At 69.4% G+C, this 20,895-nt stretch carries 17 protein-coding genes, 1 tRNA gene and 1 pseudogene; 14 read left to right on the top strand and 5 right to left on the bottom strand.

Translation table 11 applies throughout. The annotated features are described in order from the left end of the window. Positions 1-55 precede the first annotated feature (55 nt). Positions 56-127, top strand: a tRNA-Val gene (locus AB0B98_RS10445). A 94-nt stretch (positions 128-221) separates the two neighbouring features. After that, positions 222-869: a GDP-mannose 4,6-dehydratase gene (locus tag AB0B98_RS10450; protein WP_357361895.1), complete on the top strand. Its 648-nt coding sequence runs from the start codon at positions 222-224 to the stop codon at positions 867-869. A 209-nt stretch (positions 870-1,078) separates the two neighbouring features. Here the strand turns inward: AB0B98_RS10450 and AB0B98_RS10455 are convergent, their stop codons facing one another. Next, a complete protein-coding gene (locus AB0B98_RS10455; protein ID WP_357361897.1) occupies positions 1,079-4,135 on the bottom strand; it encodes an NACHT domain-containing protein in 3,057 nt (1,018 codons plus the stop codon). A gap of 339 nt (positions 4,136-4,474) precedes the next feature. Here AB0B98_RS10455 and AB0B98_RS10460 point away from each other — a divergent pair, with 339 nt between their 5' ends. The 3 genes from AB0B98_RS10460 to AB0B98_RS10470 all read left to right on the top strand — a co-directional run bounded on the left by AB0B98_RS10460 (position 4,475) and on the right by AB0B98_RS10470 (position 5,545). Beyond that, positions 4,475-4,684: a hypothetical protein gene (locus AB0B98_RS10460; RefSeq protein ID WP_357361899.1), complete on the top strand. Its 210-nt coding sequence runs from the start codon at positions 4,475-4,477 to the stop codon at positions 4,682-4,684. Positions 4,685-4,764: 80 nt separating this feature from the next. Continuing rightward, the gene (locus AB0B98_RS10465) at positions 4,765-5,022 is read left to right on the top strand and encodes a hypothetical protein (RefSeq protein WP_357361901.1); all 258 of its coding nucleotides are present in this window, start codon (positions 4,765-4,767) and stop codon (positions 5,020-5,022) included. 322 nt (positions 5,023-5,344) lie between these two features. Continuing rightward, the gene (locus AB0B98_RS10470; protein ID WP_357361903.1) at positions 5,345-5,545 is read left to right on the top strand and encodes a hypothetical protein; all 201 of its coding nucleotides are present in this window, start codon (positions 5,345-5,347) and stop codon (positions 5,543-5,545) included. A gap of 62 nt (positions 5,546-5,607) precedes the next feature. On the opposite strand, the gene AB0B98_RS10475 is transcribed toward AB0B98_RS10470, so the two are convergent. Next, the gene (locus AB0B98_RS10475; protein WP_357361905.1) at positions 5,608-6,351 is read right to left on the bottom strand and encodes an SDR family oxidoreductase; all 744 of its coding nucleotides are present in this window, start codon (positions 6,349-6,351) and stop codon (positions 5,608-5,610) included. Between the two features lie 238 nt (positions 6,352-6,589). Here AB0B98_RS10475 and AB0B98_RS10480 point away from each other — a divergent pair, with 238 nt between their 5' ends. From AB0B98_RS10480 to AB0B98_RS10490, 3 genes are all read left to right on the top strand, one after another. Then, positions 6,590-7,219, top strand: coding sequence for an HAD-IA family hydrolase (locus AB0B98_RS10480; protein ID WP_357361907.1), 630 nt, complete (start codon positions 6,590-6,592; stop codon positions 7,217-7,219). A gap of 111 nt (positions 7,220-7,330) precedes the next feature. Then, positions 7,331-7,810 carry a GNAT family N-acetyltransferase gene (locus tag AB0B98_RS10485; RefSeq protein WP_357361909.1) on the top strand — a complete coding sequence of 160 codons (480 nt, stop codon included), beginning with the start codon at positions 7,331-7,333 and terminating at the stop codon, positions 7,808-7,810. 92 nt (positions 7,811-7,902) lie between these two features. Continuing rightward, entirely contained in the window at positions 7,903-9,045 is a 1,143-nt protein-coding gene (locus AB0B98_RS10490; RefSeq protein WP_357361911.1) for a polysaccharide pyruvyl transferase family protein, read from the top strand. An 8-nt stretch (positions 9,046-9,053) separates the two neighbouring features. Here the strand turns inward: AB0B98_RS10490 and AB0B98_RS10495 are convergent, their stop codons facing one another. Next, positions 9,054-9,260, bottom strand: a complete 207-nt coding sequence (locus AB0B98_RS10495; RefSeq protein ID WP_030488784.1) for a hypothetical protein — start codon at positions 9,258-9,260, stop codon at positions 9,054-9,056. 82 nt (positions 9,261-9,342) lie between these two features. Between AB0B98_RS10495 and AB0B98_RS10500 the strand changes: the two genes are divergently transcribed. Then, on the top strand, positions 9,343-9,861 hold the full coding sequence (locus AB0B98_RS10500; RefSeq protein ID WP_238671474.1) for a DinB family protein: 519 nt from the start codon (positions 9,343-9,345) through the stop codon (positions 9,859-9,861). A 28-nt stretch (positions 9,862-9,889) separates the two neighbouring features. Here AB0B98_RS10500 and AB0B98_RS10505 read toward each other — a convergent pair whose 3' ends face one another. Beyond that, positions 9,890-10,762, bottom strand: coding sequence for a carbohydrate kinase family protein (locus AB0B98_RS10505; RefSeq protein WP_357361913.1), 873 nt, complete (start codon positions 10,760-10,762; stop codon positions 9,890-9,892). A gap of 191 nt (positions 10,763-10,953) precedes the next feature. Between AB0B98_RS10505 and AB0B98_RS10510 the strand changes: the two are divergent. After that, positions 10,954-14,344: pseudogene (locus AB0B98_RS10510) on the top strand (DEAD/DEAH box helicase). Next, entirely contained in the window at positions 14,341-15,270 is a 930-nt protein-coding gene (locus AB0B98_RS10515) for an SWIM zinc finger family protein (RefSeq protein WP_357361915.1), read from the top strand. The pseudogene AB0B98_RS10510 and the gene AB0B98_RS10515 overlap by 4 nt, the downstream one beginning before the upstream one ends. A gap of 46 nt (positions 15,271-15,316) precedes the next feature. On the opposite strand, the gene AB0B98_RS10520 is transcribed toward AB0B98_RS10515, so the two are convergent. After that, entirely contained in the window at positions 15,317-15,574 is a 258-nt protein-coding gene (locus AB0B98_RS10520; protein ID WP_091409372.1) for a DUF3040 domain-containing protein, read from the bottom strand. A 432-nt stretch (positions 15,575-16,006) separates the two neighbouring features. On the opposite strand from AB0B98_RS10520, the gene AB0B98_RS10525 reads away from it, so the two are divergent. The 3 genes from AB0B98_RS10525 to AB0B98_RS10535 are packed head-to-tail and all read left to right on the top strand — an operon-like array spanning position 16,007 to position 20,894. Beyond that, entirely contained in the window at positions 16,007-18,088 is a 2,082-nt protein-coding gene (locus AB0B98_RS10525) for a DUF1800 family protein (protein ID WP_357361917.1), read from the top strand. Between the two features lie 8 nt (positions 18,089-18,096). Further along, a complete protein-coding gene (locus tag AB0B98_RS10530; protein ID WP_238671470.1) occupies positions 18,097-19,479 on the top strand; it encodes a DUF1501 domain-containing protein in 1,383 nt (460 codons plus the stop codon). Then, entirely contained in the window at positions 19,476-20,894 is a 1,419-nt protein-coding gene (locus AB0B98_RS10535; protein WP_357361919.1) for a ferredoxin reductase family protein, read from the top strand. Before AB0B98_RS10530 ends, AB0B98_RS10535 begins: the two co-directional genes overlap by 4 nt. Position 20,895 lies beyond the last annotated feature (1 nt).

Below are 20,895 nucleotides of genomic sequence, written 5' to 3' on the forward strand. Positions count from 1 at the left end.
GGTCGGTGGCGGGCAGGTAAGCTTGCCAGCCACCGGCCCGCCACACGGGCGATCCGGGCGCGTAGCTCAGTGGGAGAGCACTCGCCTTACAAGCGAGGGGTCGCAGGTTCGAAACCTGCCGCGCCCACCCTCCGACCAGTAAGCGAACAGGGCCACCGAGACGCCGGTGGCCCTGTTCGTCTCAGTTGCCGTCTCAGTCGGCGGGGCACCGGCTCACGGCAATGAGCCGAGGTCGCGGTGGTCGCATCCCACCGCCCGGCGTCGAGTTGGTCACGGGGGACATCCGGGACCGTGCGCGGGCCTTCGAGATCGTTCAGGAGGGCGGATACGACGGAGTCGTACACCTTGCGTCGTTGACGAGCGGGCGGGACTCGTTCGCTGACCCGTTGGGCTACTTCGACGTCAACGCGACCGGCATCCTGAACCTACTCATGGCCCTAGACGCCGCGCGGACAACCACGGCGCCAGCCTCCCAGGTCTTCGCCTCCACCAACATCGTCTACGGGTCGCAGCACCACGGCGCACTGTCCGAAGACCTCGACCTGCACCCCGAGAGCCCGTACGCGGCCTCTAAGGTCACGGCTGAGCACATGGTCGCGGTGTACGCGGCGACCGGAGCAATCGGGCGCGGGCCATCCTCCGGCCCTTCAACATCGCCGAGGCCGTCGAGGGCATTACCGACACCGACCGCGCACGGATCATTCCCAACGTCTTCTGCGCGGGAAGCGGAAATACAAGGGCCGCCGCAGACGGCAGCGCCGAGGATGGTTGAGGTTCACGGGCCGGCAGCTAGCGTAAGCACGGTGACGTCGAATGCCCCGTCAGGCGAGTTGCCGACGGCCTTCGTAGAGGTGCGGCGCGGCGGATAGGGCCGCCCCTCCGACCAGGGTGCTACGCATCGCTGCGCGACGGCCCTGCGAGCCGCCCCGGGGCCAACGAGCCTCTGCGACGCCTCGGGCCGGCGTTTGCGGCAGGTGGGCGCCTGCCCATGATCTCGCGCCTCATACTCACGACGGCCTCGGTCACGGCATGCGGCGTCAACCGGCGCTCAACTAGAGGAGCCTCCGACGCGGTGATGTCAGTTGCGTGCCAGGTGTACAACCTCATTCACAGGTAGCTCGCCATTTCGCCGCCATTCAAGCACACAGAGTTCGCTGGTCAGCTGGGCCAGGATTGGATACCAATTCGAGGCGCGCCGCATCCGTGATGGAAAGACCCGACTGTTCGACAGGTGGTTCGGCCCCGGACTGCCGGGCGCAAGGCTCTGTTCGGTCAATTGCAGCTCTAGAGTAGCTGCGGCAGACGCTACTCGCGCAATTAGAAGAAGGTGATCCATATTGTTGGAATCGAATTCTGCCGAGTTTTGCCCCTTCTCTGATTTTTGGGCGGTAGACTCGCCGAAATTCTTGTCGGAAACGAGGCCGCGAAGGATGCCTGCAATTGCAGCAACGAGGCGAAGCATCCCAGGCCCCTGCGCTTTTTCTCGTTGACCACCTCTAACTCGGATGAGTGCCTCGGCTTTCTCGAATATCTGCTCGGCACTCACGGCATTCCTCTGTGTTGGACAGACGAAAGACGGCAGGTCGGGTAGATTTCGCCCGATTCCGTCCAGGGAGTTGCCGCGCCAATCGTCATAGCGCACGTGAGTGGTAGTGGTTCTACCAAGGGTGGCATCAAATGCGCTCAACGTGAGTTGGGATTTATCCAGGAGGAATCGCACATCGGCCGGTGGCGTCCGAAAGTCCAACGAGGTAGCAAGGCTCACGAGAGCAGCAAGCCGACGGGGCATATTTCGTTCGATGGTGTAAAGGACCTGCTGGTTCTGCGCCTCAGCAGCTGCCTCGTCTTCATGAGCAACGAAACGCAGAAAGGCGACGGCGTCCTGGCGTAACTGATCCCGGGCGCGCTGCTCGAAGTCAGTGATCGGCGGCAGGTGTTCGGCAGATAGATTCAAAGTGCTGTCAGGGCCCGAAGTCCAAATCGCGCACTCCGAAAAAGTTAGCAAATCGTCCGAGAGGGCTACGCTTACTTCCTTGGATGTTGGTAACCGAACCTCACCGACGATGCCCGACGCCCACCTAACAAATTTTTGCACCTCTGATTCTCTGTTAATCAGAGCGTGGCGCTGAGGGTCGGACTGGGGGGTTAGATGCGACGACCGCGCTAGGCAGAATTCATACTCACGGACGGAAATCGGGCTCCGACTGAGCCATCCGCCCTCATTTACCCGAACCGCCTCACGCATCGTCCGACCGAGTATCACCGTGGCCGCCATGGCGCGGGATTCAGGGTTGCCCCCCGCCGCATTCGAACTTAACGCTTCCTCGAGCTTTGCGCGCAACTCTGGCGATAGTTCTCGGGCTTCGTCGGAGCAGCCAACCGCCAACTCGAGCGCTGCTTGGCTCGCGGCTTCCGCTAGACACGCCTCCACAACGGCGTCGGCGCCCTGCTGCGCGACGTAGAGCAGAGTTGTCTCGCGCCACCAGGGGTCGGTAACGCTCTGGACCAGCACTGACTCCAACTTTTTTTCGGCAATATATCGCGAACATAGGAACTCTTGGAAGGTGAGATGGGGAAAGGCGTAAATCCCCGTCTCTCGTTCCAGCAGCAAGCCGCACTCATCTCTGATGACCTGCAGAAAATCTCGCGTGTCTAGTCGGATGCTCATTCGTCTGAGGTGCGGGGCAATGATGGTGGCTGCCTCGTCGGCGGCGACTCGAACCTTCCTTCTCCGCATCATCTCGAAGGCGAGGTGCTGAATCACGTATTCCTTCTGATCAAGGGAGAGATCGCTCGAGATTTGCTTGGCGTCCTGTCGTCGCCCTAGAAGCACCTGGCATATCTCGCGATAGAGGTCGGCTCGTGTGCCTGGGAGTGCTCCTCGGTAGTAGTGCACATGAGCGATCATTGTTAGGAGGAGCGGGTTTACGGCAAGCGCGTGAAGGTTGTTGTTCGAACGCAAGCGTCGCATCAAATCCTTGGCACCATCTTGTGCTCTGAACGTAACCCCGGCATCGATCCGGCCGGCTCGTCGCTGTTCAGTCGCTAGATACCATTGATGGACGAAAAGTTCGATCTGTTGTTCGGTGAAGGGTCGGACCCGCGCCGATGTCGCGCGACTAATCGGATAGGACTTGTAGCCGTATGGCCGGGACGTCACTACGAAATTGTTGTCGGGATAAGTTGCAATCTGGCGGTCGACCCAATCCACGACCTGACGCCGATCTTCGGGTTCTGCTACCTCATCAAGACCATCGAGTAGGATGACGCACCGCCCCTTGCCCAGTTGCTTCTCAAACCAACGGGGTGGGTCGGCTGCTGCTGGTGAACCCATAAGCGAGGTTCTCACCAGGGCCGCAAGGGTGGTATCGCCATCTTGAATGATGGTTTTGGTGTGCTCTCTGAGAAAGAGAAGGATTGGCATCCTCGCCCTCGGTGCGCCAAGGCGTCGGGCCTTTCGGCCGCGGTGCAACATAGTCAGCGTCATGTACTTGAGAAGTGTAGTTTTTCCGCTGCCAGGCGGGCCTAGTATCGCAAGCGGATCAGGACGCTTGCCGTGTCGACGTAGTAGTTCCCATACGTGAAGACGGGTCCCTGGCAGGAATCGGTCTGCCTGAGGCTCGCCTCCCTCGAGCAGCCCGCTAGGTATTTCGTGGATCGGCTGCGGGAAGAGGCTGATGTCGACGAATACCTGGTCCGCTGATAGTGAATATATCCCGCGCAGCGGTAGGCCCTTTAGGTCCATGTCGAGATATAGTTCCCGCAGGTATCTGTGATACTTTCGTCCGTAGCGCGAAAACGTTCGTATCAGCCACTGGTCGACTACGTCTACTACTCTTTCCGACCATCGCTTCTGTAGCTCATCCACGATTTTGCCTAGAAAGATCCACAGAAAGAGGACAACCTCCCAGAGGATAATCCCGCCAATCAGGATCGCGGGATTGTCCCTGTAAAGGTCTCGAAAAAGAACCGCTCCTGCGGTAGGGGGGACGGCAGCAGCAAGGAGCGCTGCGGTAAGCGCGGCCCGATTGGTTCGTTGCGAGTCGGACATGTCGGTCCTAGGGGATGGCAGGAATTTCGGCGAGGTGGTGGTTGGCGACGTTCGCGAGAGGTACATCCTAATAGATGTGACCATGCCGGAACATTCATGCGGCTGCGCCGAGGAACAATAAGGGCACTGCGGGTCGGGAGCCGTCAATCACAAACACGACACCTGTCGGATTCATGTCTCTCGAATCTCAACATTGGCGCAGCTATCAGCAGATAGTTGATCTCCCTGCGGATGGAGTGCGTTGACTGCGGCGCCACGGAGTGGGCTGAAAAAGTTCCCCACGACGCTTAGCAGCCTCGTGCACTTCAACCGCCGTGCCTCCAGTCACCGCCGTCGTTTCGGCTACCTCCGGTAAGTCAGACATGCGTGTCGCAGGAGGGCGGTCCCGTGGGCGGGCCAGACCGGTACCGCCATGATGGGCGGGTGCAGGACACCGTCGCCGTCGCGCTCATAACCTCACTCTCCACGCTGGCCGCCGCCGCCCTGACCGGGTTGGTCGGCGCGCTCAGCATCCGTCGGCAACTGGCCCACCAGCTCACCGTCGCCCGACAAGAGAGCGCCGAGCGCCGGGCGACGCGTCGGGATGAGCTGCGGCGGGCCTCGTACGTCGGGTTGATGAGCGCCTGCGACTAGGCGTACCGGCAGTTGGACCAGCGGTGGCTGGACGCAGGCGGGGCCCGCCGGCGCCCGGCTACGATGAGGCGTATGCGGTGATGCGCGCCGTGGACGAGGCGTATAACCTGGTGTTCCTGGAGGGCCCGGTGGAGGTCGCGACGGCCGGCCGCGCCGTGTTGACGAGCCTCACCACTGAGTGCGCCGACCAGCGTCGGTTCGGTGGCGAGCCGGGCGACGGGAGTGCGCCGCTGCGCGACCGGCACCGGGAGCGCTGGCTCGCGGCGATCGAGGTACGGACGAAGCGCCGGATCTCGTTCGTTGACGCCGTACGCCCGGTGGTGGGTCACGAATCCTGATCGCCGCATGCCAGTGCGCGAACGCCGGCCCCTAGGTGACTGGCCGAGCATCAGGGCAGCCTTCACCGCTTTGTCCGCCGGGGCCTCGTTATCGGCCAATGTCAATAGCTGAAGTGGCCGAGCGTGAAGCCTGCGGGGCGCAGGCCCACCACGAGGAGTCAGACGAGGCACCGGGAGACGCCTTTCCCTGAAGTCGCGAGGGGCGGCTATCAGTGGAGCGGTGTGTCTTCCGAGCCTCGGCGCGCCCACACCGGATGCGGCGATACCCAGGTATGATCGGCGGCGTTAGCAGGAGCACCCCTCTAGCAGAAGGTGCTCTGCTATGTACGGATTGCGTCGTAATATCCCTGAAATTCCGCCTGGCCTCTGGCACCTCCTCGGCGCCGCAGCTGCTGCCTACTTCCTCCTGCTGACTGTGGTCGCGCTTGTCGCCACGCTCCATTCCGACAAGGAACGCCGCGCCGACGCCCGGCGGGTGCTCACCGTGCTGCTGACCATCGTGCCAACCAGGCGGCGCCGCTGAGCACCACGCCTATCACCTGGCCAAGTAGCCCAGCCATGCTGCGGAGCGTCCGGGTCGAAGGGTCAGCTGGTGAAGCCGCCGTCCACGTTGACCACCGCACCGGTCACGTAGCCGGCCTCGGGGCTGGCCAGGTGCGCGACGGTGGCCGCGATGTCGGCGGGGCGGGCGTACCGGCCGACGGCGGTGAATCCGGTGATCGCCGCCGCGTTCGGCCCGTCCGCCGGGTTGGCGTCGGTGTCCGTCGGCCCCGGGTTGACCAGGTTGACGGTGATGTTCCGGGAGCCCAGTTCCCGGGCCAGGCCCCGGGTCAGCCCGACCAGAGCGGTCTTGCTCATCGCGTAGAGCGTCAGCCCGGGAAAGACCGCCCGTTCACCGACGTTGCTGCCGATGCTGATGATCCGTCCGCCCTCGCCCAGGTGCCGCAGCGCCGCCCGCGCGGCGACGTACGGTGCCCGGATGTTGACCGCGACGGTCTGCTCCACCTCGGCCGAGCCAAGCTCGTCCACGGCGCCGACCGTGAACACCGCGGCGTTGTTCACCAGGATGTCCAGCCGACCCAGTTCGGCGGCTGCCCGGTCGACCGCACCTTGCACGGCGGCGGGGTCGGCGCCGTCCGCCTGGATCGCCAGCGCCCGTCGGCCCAGCGCCTCGATCTGCTTCACCACTGTCGCGGCCCGCTCGGTGTCCTGCCGGTAGGTCAGCGCCACGTCGGCCCCGTCCTGGGCCAGACGCAGGGCGATGCCGGCCCCGATGCCCCGAGAACCGCCGGTCACCAGGGCGACCCTGTCGTTGAGTGTCGTCGTCATGCAAACGATCATCTGGCCGCGCGGCCTCGTCGTCTGGCGGCTATCGGACCCCTCGTTGCGACCCTCAGGTCCGATTCCCGCGATCCTCGACGGCCTGCGGACGCGGTGGGCCGCCATGATCCGCGCACCTTCACCGATCCTGCTGCCTCACCGGGCGACGAGACAGCCGGATCACCGAAGTTGCGCGGATCTTGCCAGGTGGGGGAGGGTGGGGCCGAGGGATGCGGGGAGAGTGGTCGTGGAACTGGCAGGCATCGGCGCGGTGCTGTTCGACATGGATGGCACCCTGGTCGACTCCGACGCCGCCGTGGAGCGGGCCTGGGAGCGGTGGGCCGCCGAGTACGCCGTCGACCCTGCTGCGGCGCTGGCCATCGCGCACGGCAGCCCCGCCGACCGGACCATCCGCCGGCTGCTGCCCGCGCTCGACGACAGAGCGGTCGGCATCGCCGCGGCCCGGCAGTTGGCGTTGCAGTACGACGACCTGTCCGACGTGACCGCCACCCCCGGTGCGCACGAACTGCTGAACGTGCTGGCCCGGCTGGGGTTGCCCTGGGCGGTGGTGACCAGCGCCGACGCGCGGCTCGCCGAGGCCCGGCTCGACGCCGTCGGCATCAAGGCGCCGGTGCTCGTCACGGTGGAGGACGTCAGCGTCGGCAAGCCGGACCCGGAGGGCTACCTGCGGGGCGCGGCGCTGCTGGGCGTACCGGTGGCGCGGTGCCTGGTCGTCGAGGACGCCGAGGTCGGCCTGCGGGCCGGGCGGGCGTCCGGGGCGATGACCGCCGCGTTGAAGGGACTCTACGGCGACCTGCGGCTGCACGACCTGGCGCACCTGGCACGCCAGCTGGATCCGCCGCCGACGGCATCCTGACCGGGCGGCCCGGCCGGGGCAGCCCCCTGTCCGCACCCGGCGGTGAATCAGTTGGCGCGTCCGAGTCGGCTCTGCTGCACTACCCGCTGGCGACGATGGAGGGGAGACGCTGTGGAGCTGACGCTGACGCCGATGACGGCACCGGAGCTGGACCGCCTGCGGGGGCCACTGGTGCAGGGGTACGCCGACGACCTGGTGGCCCACCGGGGGATGACCCCGCAGGCGGCCCTGGAACGGTCGGTCGACCAGATCCGGGAGTCGCTGCCGGCCGGCGTGGCCACCGAGGGTGCGCTGCTGCGGGTGGGCCGGGTCGGCGACGCCGAGGTCGGCTGGATCTGGGTGACCCTGCCGACGGCCGCCGCCCCCAACCAGGCCTGGATCCACAACATCGAGGTGCACGAGGAGCACCGGGGACGCGGGTACGCGCGGCGGATGATCCAGCTCATCGAGGCCGAACTCGCCCAACGCGGTGTGCCCGAGCTGGGACTGAACGTCTTCGGTACGAACGCCGTGGCGATCGGCCTCTACCGCAGTCTGGGCTTCGAGGTCACCTCGCAGCAGATGGCGAAGCGCCTCACCCCGGGGAGCTGAGCCGGCGGCGGCCCGGGACGGGTCCCCTCGGCAGGACTGTTCACAGGCCCAGCGGGAAACCGGCGCGGACCGCACCTGGGGAGGAGCGACGGATGACGCACGGCGCCGGACTGACCATCGGTGTGCTGGGCTCGTACGGTGGGCGAAACCTCGGCGACGAGGCGATCCTCACCGGCCTGCTCACCGATCTGCGTACGCAGGAACCGAACGCCCGGATCATCGTCTTCTCCCGGAACCCGGAACACACCCGGGCCGCCCACCCGGATGTCGAAGCGGTGCCCTGGGAAGGCGTGAGCCGTACCGACTCGGCACTGGTCCTGGCCCAGCTGGACCTGCTCATCCTGGGCGGCGGCGGCATCCTGTACGACCGGGAGGCCCGCCGTTACCTGCGGGTGGTCCGGGTGGCCCAGGAACGCGGCCTGCCGCTGATCACGTACGCGGTGGGGGTCGGGCCGCTCAGCGACGCGGTGGACACCGGCATGGTCCGGGAGACGCTCTCCAGCGCGACCCAGGTGACAGTCCGGGACCAGGAGTCCCGGATGGTGCTGGAGGAGGCCGGCCTGCTCAACCCGATCACGGTCACCGCGGACCCGGCGTTCCTCCTGCAACCGGAGGAGTTCCCGGCTCACCTGTTGGCGGAGGAGGGTGTGCCGGTGGGCAAGCGCCTCGTCGGGATCAGCGTGCGGGAGCCGGGCCGGGCCGCCGAACGCCTCGACGTGGACGGCTACCACCGGCTGCTGGCCCAGATCGGTGACTTCCTAGTGCACCGGATCGACGCGTACGTGCTGTTCGTGCCGATGGAGCGCGACGACATCAGGCATTCGCACGGTGTGCTGTCGCACATGGTCGCCGCCGAGCGAGGTCGGATCCTGCACGGCACCTACTCTCCGCAGCAGGTGCTGGGGCTGATGCGCCACTTCGACCTGGCCGTCGGCATGCGCCTGCACTTCCTGATCTTCGCGGCGATGGTCGGTACGCCGTTCCTGCCCCTGCCGTACGCCGGCAAGGTCTTCGACCTGGCCCAACGACTCGGCGTGCCGGCCCTACGCGGGGTGGAGCGGGAGGTCGAGGGGCCGCTGCTGGCCGAGGTCGACCGACTCTGGGACGAGCGGGAGCAACGCGCCGAGGCCACCGCACGACGGGTGGCCGACGTGTGCGATCAGGCGCGGGGCACCTCGGAGGTCACCCGAGGCGTGTTGGAGAGCCTGCGTAGCCAGACCCTCACCCGGGTCTGAGCGGGCGGTCACACCGCCGGGCCGGTCCACCGGTAGCGCCACTCGCGGGCCTCCTCGCGGGCGGTCTCCAACTCGTAGATCTGCGCGTCGGCCAGCCCACCGGAGCCGAGGTGGTGGTGGGTCAGTGGCGGACGGCCGTTGCTGTCCAGTTCGACGGTGATGGTCTGCCCGTCCGCCGTGCCGCCGACGAGAAGGATCTGCACGGATGAAGCCATGCGCCCATCCTGCCCGGCCCAGCGCCCGCCCGCAGCGGATAGCGGGGCAGCGGGGCGCCCGGCCCGTGGCTACTGTCGGCGGATGGAGCAGACGATCGATCCCACGCTCGGTCCGGTGCTCGCCCGCACCGGCGACGAACGCGCCGTCCTGACCTCGTTCCTCGACTTCCACCGGGCCGTGCTGCTGCGCAAACTGCGCGGTCTCTCCGACGCCGACGCCCGACGCCGGCTGGTGCCGTCGGCGACCACACTCGCCGGGCTGGTCAAGCACCTGACCCTTGTCGAGCGGAACTGGTTCCCGACCCTGTTGGCACCCGAGCCCGGCGACGTCTACCTGACCTCCGAGGAGGACGCGGTCGCCAGCTTCACGCTGAGCGACCAGGAAACCATCGCCGGTCTCACCGAGGCGTACGAGCGGGCCTGCGCCCGCTCCCGGGCGGTCGCCGCGAGCATCGACCTCGACCACGTGGTGCCGCACCCGCAGCTCGGTGAGGTGTCGCTGCGCTGGATCCTGGCGCACATGATCGAAGAGACGGCCCGGCACGCGGGCCACGCCGACATTCTGCGCGAGCTGACCGACGGCGAGGCCGGCGCCCTCTGAGCCAGGGGTCGCCGCACTCCGTCGGCCGTCAACCGGTGGGCAACAGGCCCGGTGGGTACTCCATCCCGTCATGCGTACAGGCCGCAGCGGCAACCCGCGCCGCGTACCGGGCGGCACGCGCCATTGGCTCACCGCGCAGCCGGGCGGCGATCAGGCCGGCCGCGAAGGCGTCGCCCGCCCCGTTGCTGTCCACCACCGGCTTTCCCGCGACGGCGGGCGGCACGGATACCGCAGTGCCGTCGCCCGGGTACAGGTCGGCGCCGTCCGCGCCACGGGTCACCACCACCGTCCGGGGCGCCAACGTGCCGGCGAGCGACGCGGCCCGGTCGCCCAACCGCACCGCGCTCAGCAGAACCAGGTCGGCGACCTCCGCGAACGGCTGATGGTAGGTGTTCTCGCCGTCCCAGTCGTGCAGGTCGGTGGAGAGCGCCACGCCCGTCGGAACGGCAGCCCGCACGGCGGGCAGCAACGGCACCGTCCAATCCATGATCGAGAGGTGGACGTGCCGGGCGTCGCGGACCAGTGCGGCCAACTCGGTGGCGGGAAACGGTGGATCACCCTGCCATGGGCGCGGGTCGTACAGCGACGTGCGCCGCCCGCCCGGGTCCACCAGGTTCACCGACCGGCGGGTGCCGCCCCGGTGTTCGGCCAGCAGCGCCGGCACCTCGGCCCGGGTCAACGCCGCCCGGACCAGCTCACCGCCCGGATCCGCACCGAGGGTGTCGACCACCAGTACGTGCAGGCCGAGCGCCCGGGCGGCCAACGCCACCCCGGCGCCGGTGTTGCCGATCCGCAGCTCGATCGGCTCGACGGTGTGGGAGTCGGCAGCCGGGAGGGGCAGCGCGGGCACGCGAACCCGTACGTCCACCCCAAGCCCACCAAGAACCAGCAGATCGACCACAGCGCCGACGCTAGTCCGTTGCCGCACCCACCTCCAGTCCCCGCGATCTTGCGCTTTCTGCTGCGACAAAACGTGCACTCTTCGCCGAACGTCGACACAAAGTGCAAGATCGCGCAGGTGGGCCGGTGGGCGCGGACGCCGGGCCGGGTGGGCCGCCTAAGCTGGGGGCGGGCGGCGACTAGGGGGAGCAGGTGCTGGTCATCCACGGGCTGTGGTTGCCCAGCGGCAGCTCGACCGGCGGCCTCGCCGTCTGGGCCGAGGACAGCACCGCACCGATTCCCGCTGCACGTACGGGCCGGCCGGCCCGGGAACGCCCGCACCCCTTCGCGGCCGGGCACACCGACCTGGCCACCGTCCTCGCCGATGCCGCCGAGCCGAGCCGGTCGGACACCGCGCTAATCACCCTGCCCACCCTGGCCGGCGCGCCGACCGACTCACCCGAACTGATCCGGACCACAGTCGCACCCGCGGCCCGCGGCCGGCTCACCCTGGCCGGGTGGCGGGTCCCCACCCTGGTGTACGCCCCGGACGACGCCCTTTCGCTGCTGCGAGCCCTGGACGACATCCCGGCGGTGCCCGGGGCCACCCTGCGGCACCTCGCCGAACTGGTCGACTTCGCCGCCGACCTGGTGACCCGTGGCCGCGTCCTCCCCAGCGTGCGCGCGACGACGGCCGATCGGATGCCCGGCGCTGGCGCGACGGCGGTCGACCAGACGCCCGGCGCAGGCGCGGCGACGGCCGGCGCGGGCATGACGACGGTTGACTGGGCGCCCGGCGCGGGCGCGACGACGGCGTCGGGCGGGCAGGTGCGCGCGCAGGCGGTCTGGCGTCCGCTGCTGACCGGCACCGACGCCGCCTGGGCGCGCGCTGGCGCTGGCCCTGCCACCCGCCGCCCGCGCTGCCGTCCTGCCGTCCACCGCCGCGTTGCCGCCGTCCACCGCCGCGTCGCCGTCCGCCGCCTTGCCGTCGTCCGCCGGCGCTGCTCAGGGGCCCACTGGGAGCGCCGCCACCTCCGCTGCGGCGATTGTTGGTTCGGGCGGGTCTGAGCTGACCGCTGCCGCCCTGGTCGCGGATGCGCTCGACGCGTTCACCGACGCCGCCGCGCGGGCCGCGCTGGCGACCACCACGCTGGCACGGGGGCTGCGCCCTGGTGGTCCGGCGCCGGCCTGGCTCGCCGCGCTCGCCGGCCCGCAGCGGGACTTCACCATCGACCCGGCCAGGCTGGACAGCCTCTCCACCGAACTGGACGCCTGGCAGCGCGACGCCGCCGGTGGCCCGGTGCGGGCCAGTTTCCGCCTGGTGGAACCAGCCCCCGACGAGGTCACCGAACCGATCCTGGCCACCCGGGTGAGGTCCGCCGACAGCGCGCCCGGGTCGGTGTCCGCCGACAGCGCGTCGGTGTCGGTCGGGTCGATCGGTGCCGGGCGCTGGCGGTTGGAGTTCGGGTTGCAGGCCGCGGACGAACCCGGCCTGCACGTGGATGCCGGGGACATCTGGCGAGCGCCGCAGACCCTCGGCGGCCTGGTTGGCCGGACGACCAACCCGCAGGAGACGCTCCTTGCCGAGCTGGGCAGGGCCAGCAGGCTCTGGCCGGACCTGGACGCCGCGCTGCGTACCGCCGCCCCGGAGGCGATGGAACTCGACGTCGAGGGGGCGCACCGGTTCCTCAGCGCGGGCGCACCGGTGCTGCACGCGGCCGGTTTCGGGGTGCTGCTGCCGTCCTGGTGGCAGCGTCCGTCGGCGCGACTGGGCGCCCGGTTGCGGGCGCGCAGCCGCACCGCGCCGGGCACCGTGGGTGGCACCGACGCCGGTGTCGGCTTGGACGCCCTTGTCGACTACCGCTGGGAGATCGCACTCGGTGACCAGCCGCTCTCCGCCGAGGAGTTGGCGGCGTTGGCCGAGACGAAGACCCCGCTGGTACGGCTCCGCGGGCGGTGGGTGGAACTGGACCCGGGGCGGCTCGCGGCCGGGCTGCGCCTGCTCCGCTCCGCGGGCGAGCTGACCGTCGCCGACCTGCTCCGCCTCGGGCTGGCCGACGGTGAGGCCACCGGCGAGCTGCCGGTGCTGGAGGTGACCGCCGACGGGGCGCTGGGCGACCTGCTCGCCGGCGCGGTCGAGCGGCGGCTCACCCCGCTGGACCCGCCACCGGGCTTTCGGGGGACGCTGCGGCCGTACCAGCAGCGGGGGCTGGCCTGGCTCGCCTTCCTGCGCTCACTCGGTCTGGGCGGTGTGCTCGCCGACGACATGGGGCTGGGCAAGACGGTGCAACTGCTCGCGCTGCTCGCCGGGGACCCACCGGAGGCCGGGCCGACCCTGCTGGTCTGTCCGATGTCGCTGGTCGGCAACTGGCAGCGGGAGGCGGCCCGGTTCACCCCGGAGCTGCGGGTGCACGTACACCATGGTGCCGAGCGGGCGCGGGGGGCGGAGTTCACGGCGGCCGCGCACGGCGCGGACCTGGTCCTCACCACCTACTCGGTGGCCGCCCGCGACGCCGCCGACCTGGCCGGCATCGACTGGCACCGGGTGGTGGTGGACGAGGCGCAGGCGATCAAGAACGCGTCGACCCGGCAGGCCGAGGCGGTTCGCGCGCTGCCCGCCCGGCAGCGGGTGGCGGTGACCGGCACACCGGTGGAGAACCGCCTCGCCGACCTCTGGTCGATCATGCAGTTCGCCAACCCGGGTCTGCTCGGGCCGGCCGCGACGTTCCGCAAACGGTTCGCCGAGCCGATCGAGCGGCACGGCGACGTCGAGGCCGCCGAGCGGCTGCGCCGGATCACCGGCCCGTTCGTGTTGCGCCGGCTCAAGACCGACTCGTCGATCATCTCCGACCTGCCGGAGAAGCTGGAGATGGAGGTGCTCTGCAACCTCACGGCGGAACAGGCCGCGCTGTACCGGGTGGTGGTCGACGACATGCTCGCCCGGATCGAGACCAGCGACGGCATCGAACGACGCGGCCTGGTGCTGGCCACCATGACCCGCCTCAAGCAGGTCTGCAACCACCCCGCCCAGTTGCTGCGCGACGGCTCACCGCTGGAGGGCCGCTCCGGCAAGCTGGCTCGGCTCACCGAGATCCTTGAGGAGGTGCTAGCGGCGGGGGAGCGGGCACTGCTCTTCACCCAGTACGCCGAGTTCGGTGCGATGTTGCGGGGTCACCTGTCGGCGCGGTTCGGCCGGGAGGTGCTGTTCCTGCACGGTGGCCTCGGCAAGGCCGAGCGGGACGCCCTGGTGCAGCGTTTCCAGTCTGCGGAGGGTCCGCCGCTGTTCGTCCTCTCCCTCAAGGCCGGCGGCACCGGGCTGACCCTGACCGCCGCGAACCACGTGGTGCATGTGGACCGGTGGTGGAACCCGGCGGTCGAGGACCAGGCCACCGACCGGGCGTTCCGGATCGGGCAGCGTCGACGGGTGCAGGTGCGTAAGTTCGTGTGCGCCGGCACTGTCGAGGAGAAGGTGGCCGCGATGATCGCCGACAAGCGCAGCCTCGCCGAACGGGTGGTCGGCACCGGTGAGCAGTGGATCACCGAGTTGTCCACCGGCCAGTTGCGGGACCTGTTCGCTCTGGAAGCCGGCGCGGTGGTGGAGTGAGCGAGCGGAGCGCCGACGTGAGCACCGACCGGTTCGCCGACTACGGGCGTCCGCGTCGGGTCGACGGGGGTCTGCGGGCACGCAGTGCCCGGGGCGCGATCGGCAGGTCCTGGTGGTCGCGGCGTTTCCTGGAGGTGCTGGAGTCGTTCGCGCTCGGCACCCGGCTGACCCGGGGCCGGTCGTACGCGCGAGCCGGTCAGGTGCTCACGCTCGACATCACCCCCGGGCGGGTCGACGCGGTGGTGCAGGGCTCCCGGCCGCAGCCGTACCAGGTGTCGATCGCGCTGAAGCCGTTCCCGGCGGCGCTCTGGTCCCGAATCGAGGACGAGCTGGCCGGGCAGGCGTTCTTCAGCGCCCGGCTGCTCGCCGGAGATCTCCCCGACGAGTTGGAGGAGCTGTTCGCCGCGGCCGGCGCGCCGCTCTTCCCGGCCGCCGTGGACGAGTTGACCCAGCGCTGCAACTGCCCCGACTTCGCGGTGCCGTGCAAGCACCTCGCGGCGACGTTCTACCTGCTGGCCGAGGCGTTCGACGCGGACCCGTTCGAGCTGCTGCACTGGCGCGGTCGGTCCCGGGCGGAGTTGCTCGACGAACTCCGCGCCCGGCGGGCCGCGACCACCGGTGCGACCTCGGCGCCCCCACCGCTCGACCCACCGTCCGGACCGAACGGTGCGGTGTCGACAGTGGACGTCGTGGCGCCGGTCGGCGCCGCTCGGGCGCTGGCCGGGCTGTCGGCGACGCCGCTGGCGGACACGGCGGACCGGTTCTGGTCAGCGCCGGTGCCGCTGCCGGATCGGCCGCCCCGACTGGTGACCGGCACCGACCTGCTGCTGCGCCAGCTCGGAGCGCCGGCCCCGGCCATCGGTGGGCCGGGACTGCTCGAACGGTTGCGCCGCGCGTACCGGGCGTTCGGTCCGGCCGACAGGTGAGCCGTCACGTCCACCTGTTGAGCCGTCCCGTTGAGCGGTTGAGCAGTCACGTCCAGCGGCGGCGGAACCGCCACATGATCGCGGCATTGGCCACCAGCACCACCGCGCAGATCGCGCCGGTGAGTCGACCGGCGAACACGGCTATCGCCGGCAGCGACGCCCACAGCACGATGGTCAACAACATCAGGTAGCGGCCCCTGCGGGCTCGGGCCCGGTGGTCCAGCCGGTTGAAGAAGGCCGGGTCACTTTCCCGGAGCTGACGGGTGATCTGGTCGAATCTGCGCTGATCCTCTTTGCTGAGCATGGCGCTGCCTTCCCCTCACGCGTTCAGCGGTTCGGCGGCATACCCGCTGCGGTGGCGGCTCACGCTCGCCCGCTGCTGCTACTTTTCCTGCACGCGAGCGCGCCTCATGTCCGACTTACCTGAGCCTTAAGTTTGCCTTTGGTGGTGAACGAGGCCGAAACTGTCGCGTACGGCGGCGTGGTCCGATCCGTGCTCGGCACGCCACGCGTACGCCCTGCTGGGAAGGTCTGCGGGCAGGTCCATCCCACGGCCCGCCGCCGCTGTCGCGCTGAGCGCTGTCTTAAGTGCCCTCACGAGTGTGTTCCGGCCACCTTGAAGGGCCCTGGGGCCTTGGTTACCTTGCCGTAGCAACCCCCTCAGGCAACAGTCGCCGCACCTGCCGCACCTGCCCGGTAGCAGCTTCCGGCGCTCATCAGAAATCGGGATTGGTACATGGCCGACCAGAATGTGCCACCACGTCGACCGCGGGACGACCGCGGTTGGGACGGACATCAGCACCCCAGCGCTGACGGCTACGGCGACCCCCACACGCCCGCGCCCTACGGCTACGACTCGCCCCACCCCTACCAGGGTGACTACGCCGCGCAGGCCGACCCGCGTGAGCAGTACGCCGGGCAGCCCGCGCCCGCCCCGCGCGGTCCGCAGTGGGTCGGCCCGGAGGGCCTCGGCCGTCCGGCCCCGGCACGACCTGCCGGTACCGGACTGCCCACCCTGGACGATGACAACGAGCCGGGTCGCAAGGTCGGCCGACGTAAGGCGATGGTGGCCCTCGGCGGCACCGCCGCCGTCGTCGCCGGTGGCGCCGCGCTCGCCATGACCCCGCAGATCCGTGGCCTCTTCGGCGACGAGGCGGCGGCGGGCGACGCGACCGGCAGCACGGTTACCGACGGCACCGCGGCGCGCCCCAGCGGCCAGCAGCCCAGCACCGTGCGTACCTACACCGAGCAGAACGAAAGCTACATGGGCTCGCGGGCCGGTGAGGCGCTGAAGAAGAACGCGCCGGCCGGCGGGCGGACCTTCTCCGGCCCGGCAGCGGCCGCGGCGGCGACCAAGGTGACAGTCAAGACGGTGCTGGCCAAGGACCCGATCCTGCACCTGGCCCGGCGCGCCACCTTCGGTGCGACGCCCGCGGTGGTCGCCGACATCAAGCGCGAGGGCATGGACGCCTGGATCCGCGCCCAGCTCGACCCGGAGAAGTTGGAGCCGAGCAAGGGCGAGCTGAAGCTCGCCGAGCTGCCGACCCAGAAGCTCTCCGTGCAGCAGCTACGCGACCAGCGGGACAAGCTCAACGAGCAGGACGCCCACCCGGAGCGGGAGATGGTCGACGCCACCATCGCCCGGCAGATCTGGTCCAAGCGCCAGCTGTTCGAGGTGATGGTCGACTTCTGGAACGACTTCCTGCACGTCGCAGCGGACTTCGACGGCGGCGAGGTGTACCGCAACTCGTTCGACCAGGACGTCGTGCGCAAGCACGCGCTGGGCAGCTACCCCGAGATGCTGGTCGCCGCGAACAAGCACCCGGCGCTGCTGATCTACCTGAACCAGAAGGACTCCCGCAAGGACGCGATCAACGAGAACCTCGCCCGGGAGAACCTCGAGCTGTACTCGGTCGGCGTCGACGGCGGCTACAAGGAGCCGGACGTCCGGCAGGCCGCCATGTTGCAGACCGGCCGTGGTGTCGACGACAAGGGCAAGTACGTCTTCCGCCCCGAGCAGCACTACGTCGGCAAGGTGAAGATCCTCGGCTTCACCCACGCGAACAACTCGTCCGACCCGAAGAAGGCCGAAGCGGCGATCGACGCGTACATCACCTACATCGCGACGCACCCGTCGACAGCGAAGTACGTGGCGCAGAGCCTTGCCACCCGGTTCGTCTCGGACACCCCGCCGAAGTCCCTGGTGGACCGGCTGGCCAAGACGTACACGACGAACAAGGGCATGATCAAGCCGGTCCTGATGACGCTGTTCTGCTCCTCGGAGTTCTGGGCCGGCGTGGGTCAGAAGGTGCGCCGGCCGATGGAGTACCTGGTTGCCACGTACCGCACCCTGGGCGTCTCGCCGGAGGCGTCGCCGAAGCACAACAACGGCGACAGCAAGCGCACCGCGTACGCCCGGGGGCTGCGCCAGATTCACGACAAGATGCGCGAGCTGGGCCAGTCCCCGATGGGTCATCCGACCCCGGACGGCTACCCGGACGTCTACGTCGCGTGGACCTCGGCCGGCACCATGGTCAACGGCTGGAACGAGGCGGGCGAGATCCTCGCCGGTTACCGCACCACCTTCACGTACACGGCGCCGGAGAAGCTGGTCGCCAAGCCGCCGGCGACGGCCGGGGCGTACGTGGACGCGCTCTCCCTGCGGCTGGTGGGCCAGAAGTTGAGCACGCGGGAGAAGAACCTCATCCTCGGCGTGGCCGGTGTGGCGGCGACCACCAAGGTCGACGCCACGTTCAACGGGGCCATCACCGCCGTCGCGCGGGCGATCCTCGCTTCCCCCCAGCACCACCTCCGGTGAGGCACCCGATGGAGAAGACTGTGTACAACTCTTTCCCCCTGCACCCCGAATGCCCCGACGTGCGACGGCTGGCCGACAACCCGGCCGAGGCGTTGCTGCGCGCCGAGGCGGACATCGTCGCCGCCGAGAACGCCGCCGAGTTCGACAGGTACCGCACCCTGGAGGACCTGGAGGAGGCCCAGCAGGACGGTCGCGGCGTGACCCGGCGGACCTTCGTCGCCGGTGCCGCGGCCACCGCCACCGCGCTGGCCACCGCCCAGTTCGTCACCACCTCGGCGTCGTTCGCGGCGACCAAGACCGGCACCCTGATCCACGTCTTCCTCTACGGCGGGCTGGACGGCCTGAGCCTGATCGCGCCGGACAACGACGCGGTGCTCAACAAGGCCCGGCCCGACCTGCTGCTCGGCAACGACTCGCTGGCCCTGGGCCGTGGCTTCAAGCTGACCAGCGCGTTCAAGCCGCTGGAGAAGTGGCTCACCGCTGGTCAGTTGGGCTTCATCCCGGCGGTCTCCGACGAGCGGCTGTCCCGCAGCCACTTCCAGGCCGCCGACGCCTGCAACCTGGGCGGGCTGCCCAACGAGACCGGCGGCCGGGGTTGGCTCGACGGTCTGGTCGACAACCTGGGCAAGGGCACCGCGTTCCGCAGCGTCGGCATCGGCAGCACGTTGCCCCGTTCGCTGGTCGGCAACAACGGCGCGCTCTCGCTGAACAACGTCGGCTCCCTGCGGCTCAACGGTGACGAGCGGTTCCGGGCCGCCACCGAGAAGGCCATCAAGGGCCTCTTCACCGGGATCAACCACCCGGTCGAGGAAGCCGTGCAGGAGGGCATGGGCGCGCTGGCCACCGCCCAGAAGCTCGCCGCCAAGCCGTACCAGCCCGCCGAGGGCGTCAAGTACGAGGGCGTCGGCAACGCGTTCCAGCAACTCGCCCAGTTGATCAAGGGCGGCGCCAACGTCCGGGTCGCCACCGTCGGCATGGGTGGCTACGACACCCACGAGAACCAGGGCACCCGCGAGGGCGGCCAGCTGCACCGCCGCCTCAACGAGCTGGCAAACGCGATGGCCGCCTTCTTCACCGACCTCGGCCCGAAGGCCGCCGACGTGACGATCATGGTGTCCAGTGAGTTCGGCCGTCGGGTCGGCTCCAACAACAACGGCACCGACCACGGGCACGGCGGCGTGGTCACCCTGCTGTCCGGCAAGAAGCTGGCCGGTTCGCTGCTGGGCACCTGGAACGGTCTGGACAAGCTGGACTCCGGTGACGTGCCGGAGTACAACAACATGTTCAACGTCTACGGCGCTGTGGCGCAGGGCCGGTTCGGGCTCACCAACGCGGAGGTCGACAAGGTCTTCCCCCGCCAGAAGTACGCCCCGATGAAGCTGTACGCGTGACGTATTCGCACACCCACGCCGCCGGCCGTCGTACCGGGACCTCGTCCCGGCACGGCGGCCGGTCGGCGGTACCCGTACCCCCGCAGATCCCGGACCGGCGCGGGCCTGGCGGCCGACGGCTGCTGGGCGTGCTGCTCCTGGTCGGCCTGCTCGCCAGCGTGCTGCCCTGGTGGCTGGGCACCCCGGCCGGATCGTTGCGGAGCACAGCGACCACCGTCACCGCGGCCGGCCGGATCACCGGCCTGGTCGCCGGCTACCTGCTGCTGGTGCAGGTGCTGATGATGAGCCGACTGCCGGTGCTGGAACGGTGGATCGGCGGCGAGCACATGGCCCGCTGGCACCGGGACATCGGCGCCACACTGCTGGTCACCGTGCTGGCGCACATGTCGCTGATCCTGGTCGGCTACGCCGACCTGCGAAACCAGTCGATCCTCGCCGAGGTCGGCACGTTGCTCGGCGACTACGAGGACATGGTCTCGGCGTTCGTCGCCGCCGGCATCATGATGCTGGTCGGCTTCAGCAGCATCCGGGCGATCCGGCGGGCGTTGCCCTACGAGATGTGGCACCTGCTGCATCTGTCCAGCTACCTCATCCTGCTGCTCGGCTTCGGCCACCAGTTCACCCACGGCGCGCAGCTGTACCGGCCCGGCCCGGTGCGCACCGGCTGGATCGCGCTGTACGTGCTGGTCGTCGCCGCCCTGCTCTGGGGCCGCGTGATCGCACCGCTGGCGTTCAACCTGCGCTACAAGCTGCGGGTCGCCGACGTGGTCGCCGAGAGCACCGACACCATCTCCATCTACCTCACCGGGGAGCGGCTCGGCCGGCTGGCGATGCTCGGCGGCCAACACTTCCGCTGGCGGTTCCTCACCCGGGGCTGCTGGTGGCAGTCACACCCGTTCTCCGTCTCCGCCGCCGCCAACGGCCGCTGGCTGCGGGTCACCGTCAAGGTGGTCGGCACCCACACCGCCGACCTGCGTGACCTGGAACCGGGCACCCGGGTCTGGGCCGAAGGCCCGTCGGGCACCTTCACCGCCGCGCACCGGCTCCGCGAGCGGGCGCTGCTGATCGCCGGTGGCAGCGGCATCACGCCGATCCGGGCCATGCTGGAGGAGCTGCCGCCGGGCGCCGCGCTGATCTACCGCGCCCGCACACCGGCCGACGTGCTGCTCAGCCGCGAGTTGGACTGGCTGGCCCAGGAACGCGACACCTCCGTCTGGTACGTCATCGGCTCCCGCGACGACCCCGGCCCCCGCCAGCTGATGAGCCCGGACGGGCTGCGGCAACTGGTGCCCGACGTGGCCCGACGCGACGTCTACCTGTGCGGGCCGCCCGGGTTGGTGGAACAGTCGGTGCGGGCGCTGCGGCGGGCCGGCGTGCCCCGACGGCAGATCCATCTGGCCACGTTCGAGCTGTAGG

Source organism: Micromonospora sp. NPDC048947 (genome assembly GCF_040649495.1).
Taxonomy (GTDB): Bacteria; Actinomycetota; Actinomycetes; order Mycobacteriales; family Micromonosporaceae; genus Micromonospora; species Micromonospora alfalfae.